Genomic DNA, 5,724 nt, shown 5'->3' on the forward strand with positions numbered 1-5,724 from the left:
GTCGCGCAGGTCGAGCAGCGCCAGTCCGCCGCCCAGGGCGAGCAGCAGCAGGAACAGGCCGGCGCGAAAGCCGGGGCGCGGCAGGCGCATGGCTCAGGTCGAGCCGTGCAGGTAGGTGTCGAGCACCGCATCCCAGTGCCCCTGGGCCTGGAGCAGGGTGTCGCAGATCTCGCGCACGGCGCCATGGCCGCCCACGGACTCGGTGACCCAGTCGGCATGCTTGCGGATATAGGCCGGCGCGCCGGGCACGCTGATGCCGACCCCGGCGCGCCGGATGGGCGCCACGTCGGGCATGTCGTCACCGCAGTAGGCGACCTGCTCGAGCTCCAGCCCCAGGCGGCTGCACAGCTCGCGCAGCACGGTGAGCTTCTTCTCGGCCCCCTGGAAGACGTGCTTGACGCCCAGCGCCGCGGCGCGTCGGCTGACCATCGGCGAATCGCGGCCGGTGATGAAGGCCACCACGATGCCGGCGCGCTGCGCCAGCTTGATGCCATGGCCATCGTGGGTGTGGAAGGCCTTGATCTCGACGCCATCGGCCTGGAAGTAGAGGCGGCCGTCGGTGAGCACGCCGTCCACGTCCAGGGCGAGCAGGCGGACGCGGCGCAGGCGGTCGACGAGTTGGCTGTCGAGCAGGGGGGAATCGAGGCTCATGGTGTCTCCAGCGGTCTGGGGCTTGGGGTGGGCGTACAGGGCGTCAGATGACGCCGCTGGCGAGCAGGTCATGCATGTGCAGGGCGCCGACCGGGCGGCCGTCGGCATCGACCACGGCCAGCGCCGAGATGCGGTTGTCCTCCATGATGCGTACCGCCTCGGCGGCCAGGGTGTCAGGGGCGACCCGCTTGCCGGGGCGGGTCATGACCTCGTCGACGGTGAGCCCTGAGAGGTCGCTGTGCTGGTCGAGGGTGCGACGCAGGTCGCCGTCGGTATAGACGCCGGCCAGTCGACCGTCGGCGTCGACCACGCAGGTGAAGCCCAGCCCCTGGCGGGTGATCTCCAGCAGGGCATCGCGCAGCGGGCTGCCCAGGGCGACCCGGGGCAGCCGGGCCCCCTCGTGCATCAGGTCGGCGACCCTCAGCAGCAGGCGCTTGCCGAGGCTGCCGCCGGGGTGGGAGAGGGCAAAGTCCTCGGCGGTGAAGCCCCGCGACTCGAGCAGCGCCACGGCCAGGGCGTCGCCGAGCGCCAGGGCGGCGGTGGTGGACGAGGTCGGGGCCAGGTCCAGCGGGCAGGCCTCGCGCTCGACCCCGGCATCCAGGTGGGCCTCGGCGTGCCGGGCCAGGGTCGAGCCCGGCCGGCCGGTCATGCTGATCAGCGGCGTGCCCATGCGCTTGAGCAGGGGCAGCAGGGCGGTGACCTCGGCGGTCTCGCCGGAATTGGAGAGGGCCAGCACCACGTCACCGGGGGTGATCATGCCCAGGTCCCCGTGGCTGGCCTCGCCGGGATGCACGAAGAAGGCCGGCGTGCCGGTGCTGGCCAGGGTGGCGGCGATCTTTCCGGCGACATGGCCCGACTTGCCCATGCCGGTGACCACCACGCGCCCGCGGCAGGCCAGGATCAGCTCGCAGGCGTGGTCGAAGGCGTCGTCGAGGCGTCCGGCCAGGGCGGCGATGGCCTGCTGTTCCAGTTCCAGGGTGCGGCGGGCACTCTCGCGCAGGAGGGAGGTGCCGGCGGCCGGGGGAGCGTCATTGGTCATGGCGGTGATTGTTGCCCGTTGTGGGGTTTCACTCAAGGGGATCAGCCGACGGCGGAGGCGCCGGCGCTGCCGAGCCAGGCCAGGTAACCGACATAGCCGAGCACCAGCAGGCCCCCCGGCAGCCGGCCCAGGTGGCCACGGCGGTTCCACAGCAGCAGCGCCCCCAGGGCCAGGGTCAGCAGCAGCATCACCGGATAGTCGCGGCCGGCCGCGGCGGGATCCGTGGCACCCGGGGCCAGCAGCGCCGGCACCGGTAGCACGGTCAGCATGTTGAAGAGGTTGGAGCCGATCACGTTGCCGATGGCCAGGTCATGGTGGCGCTTGAGGGCGCTGGCCACGCAGGCCGCCAGCTCCGGCAGGCTGGTGCCGATGGCCACCACGGTCAGCCCGATCGTAAGTTCGCTGACGCCGAGCCCCCGGGCCAGCTCGCTGGCGCCCCACACCAGGGCGCGGGAGCTGGCCACCATGATCACCAGGGTGGCCACCAGCCAGCCCAGGGCCTGGCCCAGCGCCATGCCGGGAATCTCGCCGGCACTCTCGTCATCGGGGGTGTCGGCGCGGAACAGCCACCACAGGCTGAACACCAGCAGCACCAGCAGCAGAACGCCATCGAGGCGGTCGAGGTGGCCGTTGGCCAGGGCGTAGCCGGCCAGGCCCGTGGCGCCGAGCAGCAGCGGCAGCTCGCGGCGCACGATGGAGAAGCGCACCGGGATCGGCACCACCAGCGCCGTCACGCCCAGCACCAGGGCGATGTTGGCGATGTTGGAGCCCAGGGCGTTGCCGATGGCGAGGTCCGGCACGCCATCCAGGGAGGCCATCACCGAGACCACGATCTCCGGCGCCGACGTGCCCAGCGAGACGACGGTCATCCCCACCAGCAGGGTGCTCATGCCGGCGCGCCAGGCGGTGGCCGCGGCCGCGCCGACGAAGCGGTCGGCGCTCCACAGCAGGCCGACGAAGCCGAGCATGACGATCAGCAGGGGGAGGAGCATGGCGCGGTCCGGGTCGCTGGGTGGAGGGCGCACATTGAACATGCCGAATCCCGCGGGTGCAAGACGCCTGGACGCTGGCGCCGCGGGGCATGGTTAGGATACGATGTTCGATAATATTCTCGAGGATGGTGAAGCGATGACGGACTCCCCCTTCGTGGAAGTGGAGAGCCTGCACTTCTCGCGTGGCGAGATGGACATCTTCAGCGGCGTCGACCTGGTCATCCCCCGCGGTCGGATCACGGCCATCATGGGCCCCAGCGGTACCGGCAAGACCACCCTGCTCAAGATGATCGGCGGCCAGCTGACCCCTGACGCTGGGCAGGTGCGCATCGATGGCCAGGATGTCCATGCGCTGTCGCGCAAGGCGCTGTTCGTGCTGCGCCGGCGCATGGGGATGCTGTTCCAGAGCGGGGCGCTGTTCTCCGACCTCGATGTCTACGAGAACGTGGCCTTCCCGCTGCGGGTGCACACCGACCTGCCCGAGGCGATGATCCGTGACGTGGTGCTGATGAAGCTGCAGGCCGTCGGGCTGCGCGGTGCCCGGGAGCTGATGCCCTCGGAGCTCTCCGGCGGCATGGCGCGCCGGGTGGCGCTGGCGCGCGCCATCGCCCTGGACCCGGAGCTGATCCTCTACGACGAGCCCTTCGCCGGACAGGACCCCATCTCCATGGGCGTGCTGGTACAGCTGATCAAGCGCCTCAACGAGGCCCTGGGGTTGACGGCGGTGGTGGTCTCCCACGACATCAAGGAGACGCTGTCCATCGCCGACTATGTCTACGTGATCGCCGACGGCCAGGTGATGGCCCATGGCACGCCGACGAGCCTCGACGCGGACCTCGACCCTCGGGTCAGCCAGTTCATGCATGGCGAGCCCGACGGGCCGGTGCCCTTCCATTACCCGGCGATGGACTTCCATGCCGATATCCTGGGCAGCGGGGGGCCGCGATGATCGACCGTATCCGACACCTGGGACGGCATGGCTGCGACCTGATGGAGTCGCTGGGCCGGGCCGGGATCTTCCTCGGCCAGTCGGTGATTGGGGTGCCGTCCCGCGAGGGCCTCTACCTATGGGTGCGGCAGATGCACTTCGTCGGCGTGATGTCACTGGCCATCGTGCTGGTCTCGGGCCTGTTCATCGGCATGGTGCTGGCCCTGCAGGGCTACACCATCCTGGTCGACTTCGGGGCCGAGCAGGCGCTGGGGCAGATGGTGGCTCTCTCCCTGCTGCGCGAGCTGGGGCCGGTGGTGGCAGCGCTGCTGTTCGCCGGGCGCGCCGGCTCCGCCCTGACCGCCGAGATCGGCCTGATGAAGGCCACCGAGCAGCTGACCAGCATGGAGATGATCGGCGTCGATCCGCTGCGTCGCATCGTGGCCCCGCGTCTATGGGCCGGCTTCGTGGCCCTGCCGTTGCTGACCATCGGTTTCAGCGTGGTGGGCATATGGGGCGGCCAGCTGGTCGGCGTCGACTGGCTCGGCGTCTTCGAGGGCTCCTACTGGGGCAACATGCAGGCCAGCGTCGAGTTCGTCGACGACGTGGGCAACGGCCTGATCAAGAGCCTGGTGTTCGCCCTGGTGGTGACCTGGATCGCGGTGTTTCAGGGCTACGACCTGATCCCCACCTCGGAAGGCATCTCGCGTGCCACCACCCGGACGGTGGTCTATTCCTCTCTGGCGGTACTGGGCCTGGATTTCGTGCTCACCGCCCTGATGTTCGGAGAGCTTTCCTGATGTTCGGAGCAAACGGATGAAGCGCAGCAAGACGATGGAGCTCGGGGTCGGCCTGTTCATGCTGGCAGGCATCCTGGGCCTGGTGTTCCTGGGGCTGAGGGTCAGTGGGCTGAGCCTCGCCCTGCCCAGCGAGACCTTCCGGCTGGAAGCCAACTTCGCCAACATCGGCGGCCTCAAGCCGCGGGCACGGGTCACCATGGCGGGTGTCACCGTGGGGCGGGTCGAGGCCATCGAGCTGGATACCGACTGGTACGATGCGCGGGTGGTCATGGAGCTGGACGGCTCGCTGGAAGGCCAGATCCCGGAGGACAGCACCGCCGCCATCCTCACCGCGGGCCTGCTGGGAGAGCAGTATATCGGGCTCTCGGTGGGTGGGGCGCCCGAGGCCCTCGCCGATGGTGATACCCTACGTGATACCCAATCTGCCCTGGTGCTGGAAGAACTGATCCAGCAGTTCGTGTCCAGCATGGTCAAGGAGTGAACGAGATGAAGATGATGAACCTGCGCGCGTTTTTTGCCGGCCTCGCCCTGCTGCTGATGGCACTGCCGCTGATGGCCGCCCAGCCCGACCAGCGCCCCGAGCAGTTGATCCGCGCCAGCATCGACGAGCTGATGACCCGGATCGAGGGGCGAGAGGACTACTTCGCCGACAACCTCGACGAGCTCGAGGCGATCGTCGACGACAGCCTCGAGGACGTGGCCGACTTCCGCTACATCGGGGCCAGCGTGATGGGGCGCTACTTCGGCAATGCCACGCCGCAGCAGCGGTCGCGCTTCGTCGAGACCTTCCGCAAGACCCTGATCGACACTTACACCAAGGGCCTGATCACCTTCAACTACCGCGAGATTCGGGTGCTCGACAACCAGCAGGCCTCGCGCTACGAGGACCAGGCCAGCGTGGCCATGGAGGTGGTGGCCAACGACGGCACCGTCTATCCCGTCAGCTATTCGCTTCGTCTCGACGATGGCCAGTGGAAGGTCGTCAACGTGATCGTCAACGGCATCAACCTGGGGCTGACCTTCCGCAACCAGTTCGACCAGGCGATGCGCGACAACAATCGCGACTATGACGCGGTCATCGACGGCTGGGCACCCGAGCTCGCCGTCGAGGAGCTGGAGGAGGGCGGCAGCGCATGAGCGTGCTGCTGGAGCAGCGCAGCTCCTGCCTGGCCTCCGATGACGGCGGCCTGGCGGTAACCGGTGAGGTCGGCTTCGAGGTGGCATCGGCGATGGCCGAGGCGGGCAGCGCCTGGCTGGCCGACCGGCCGGCCGGCAGCGAGGTGGTCTTCGACCTGAGCGGCGTCGGCCGGGTCA

The 5,724-nt window shown here is 69.2% G+C and carries 7 protein-coding genes and 1 pseudogene; 5 read left to right on the plus strand and 3 right to left on the minus strand.

Features of this window, described 5'->3' with window-relative positions:
• Nucleotides 1-93: 93 nt before the first annotated feature.
• The 3 genes from SCI24_RS20510 to SCI24_RS20520 are packed head-to-tail and all read right to left on the minus strand — an operon-like array spanning nucleotide 94 to nucleotide 2,682.
• Nucleotides 94-651, minus strand: coding sequence for a KdsC family phosphatase (locus tag SCI24_RS20510; protein WP_318727136.1), 558 nt, complete (start codon nucleotides 649-651; stop codon nucleotides 94-96).
• 43 nt (nucleotides 652-694) lie between these two features.
• Entirely contained in the window at nucleotides 695-1,690 is a 996-nt protein-coding gene (locus SCI24_RS20515) for a KpsF/GutQ family sugar-phosphate isomerase (protein WP_318727137.1), read from the minus strand.
• 41 nt (nucleotides 1,691-1,731) lie between these two features.
• Nucleotides 1,732-2,682, minus strand: coding sequence for a calcium/sodium antiporter (locus SCI24_RS20520; protein WP_318727138.1), 951 nt, complete (start codon nucleotides 2,680-2,682; stop codon nucleotides 1,732-1,734).
• 136 nt (nucleotides 2,683-2,818) lie between these two features.
• Between SCI24_RS20520 and SCI24_RS20525 the strand changes: the two genes are divergently transcribed.
• The 5 genes and pseudogenes from SCI24_RS20525 to SCI24_RS20545 form a co-directional block, all read left to right on the plus strand.
• Nucleotides 2,819-3,631, plus strand: a complete 813-nt coding sequence (locus tag SCI24_RS20525) for an ABC transporter ATP-binding protein (RefSeq protein WP_318727139.1) — start codon at nucleotides 2,819-2,821, stop codon at nucleotides 3,629-3,631.
• Nucleotides 3,628-4,410, plus strand: coding sequence for a lipid asymmetry maintenance ABC transporter permease subunit MlaE (gene mlaE / locus SCI24_RS20530; RefSeq protein ID WP_318727140.1), 783 nt, complete (start codon nucleotides 3,628-3,630; stop codon nucleotides 4,408-4,410). The genes SCI24_RS20525 and mlaE overlap by 4 nt, the downstream gene beginning before the upstream one ends.
• 16 nt (nucleotides 4,411-4,426) lie before the next feature.
• On the plus strand, nucleotides 4,427-4,891 hold the full coding sequence (gene mlaD, locus SCI24_RS20535; protein ID WP_318727141.1) for an outer membrane lipid asymmetry maintenance protein MlaD: 465 nt from the start codon (nucleotides 4,427-4,429) through the stop codon (nucleotides 4,889-4,891).
• A gap of 5 nt (nucleotides 4,892-4,896) precedes the next feature.
• Nucleotides 4,897-5,547, plus strand: a complete 651-nt coding sequence (locus tag SCI24_RS20540; protein ID WP_318727142.1) for an ABC transporter substrate-binding protein — start codon at nucleotides 4,897-4,899, stop codon at nucleotides 5,545-5,547.
• Nucleotides 5,544-5,724, plus strand: a pseudogene (locus SCI24_RS20545) (anti-sigma factor antagonist); the annotation flags it as partial. The gene SCI24_RS20540 and the pseudogene SCI24_RS20545, both read left to right, overlap by 4 nt.

Source organism: Halomonas sp. (genome assembly GCF_033549285.1).
In the GTDB taxonomy this organism is placed as follows: Bacteria; Pseudomonadota; Gammaproteobacteria; order Pseudomonadales; family Halomonadaceae; genus Halomonas.

Excerpts from the sequence above, each read along its gene's own strand:
- SCI24_RS20510 (WP_318727136.1), bottom strand. The coding sequence starts at position 651 with ATGAGCCTCGATTCCCCCCTGCTCGACAGCCAACTCGTCGACCGCCTG.
- SCI24_RS20515 (WP_318727137.1), bottom strand. The coding sequence starts at position 1,690 with ATGACCAATGACGCTCCCCCGGCCGCCGGCACCTCCCTCCTGCGCGAG.
- SCI24_RS20520 (WP_318727138.1), bottom strand. The coding sequence starts at position 2,682 with ATGCTCCTCCCCCTGCTGATCGTCATGCTCGGCTTCGTCGGCCTGCTG.
- SCI24_RS20525 (WP_318727139.1), top strand. The coding sequence starts at position 2,819 with ATGACGGACTCCCCCTTCGTGGAAGTGGAGAGCCTGCACTTCTCGCGT.
- mlaE (WP_318727140.1), top strand. The coding sequence starts at position 3,628 with ATGATCGACCGTATCCGACACCTGGGACGGCATGGCTGCGACCTGATG.
- mlaD (WP_318727141.1), top strand. The coding sequence starts at position 4,427 with ATGAAGCGCAGCAAGACGATGGAGCTCGGGGTCGGCCTGTTCATGCTG.
- SCI24_RS20540 (WP_318727142.1), top strand. The coding sequence starts at position 4,897 with ATGAAGATGATGAACCTGCGCGCGTTTTTTGCCGGCCTCGCCCTGCTG.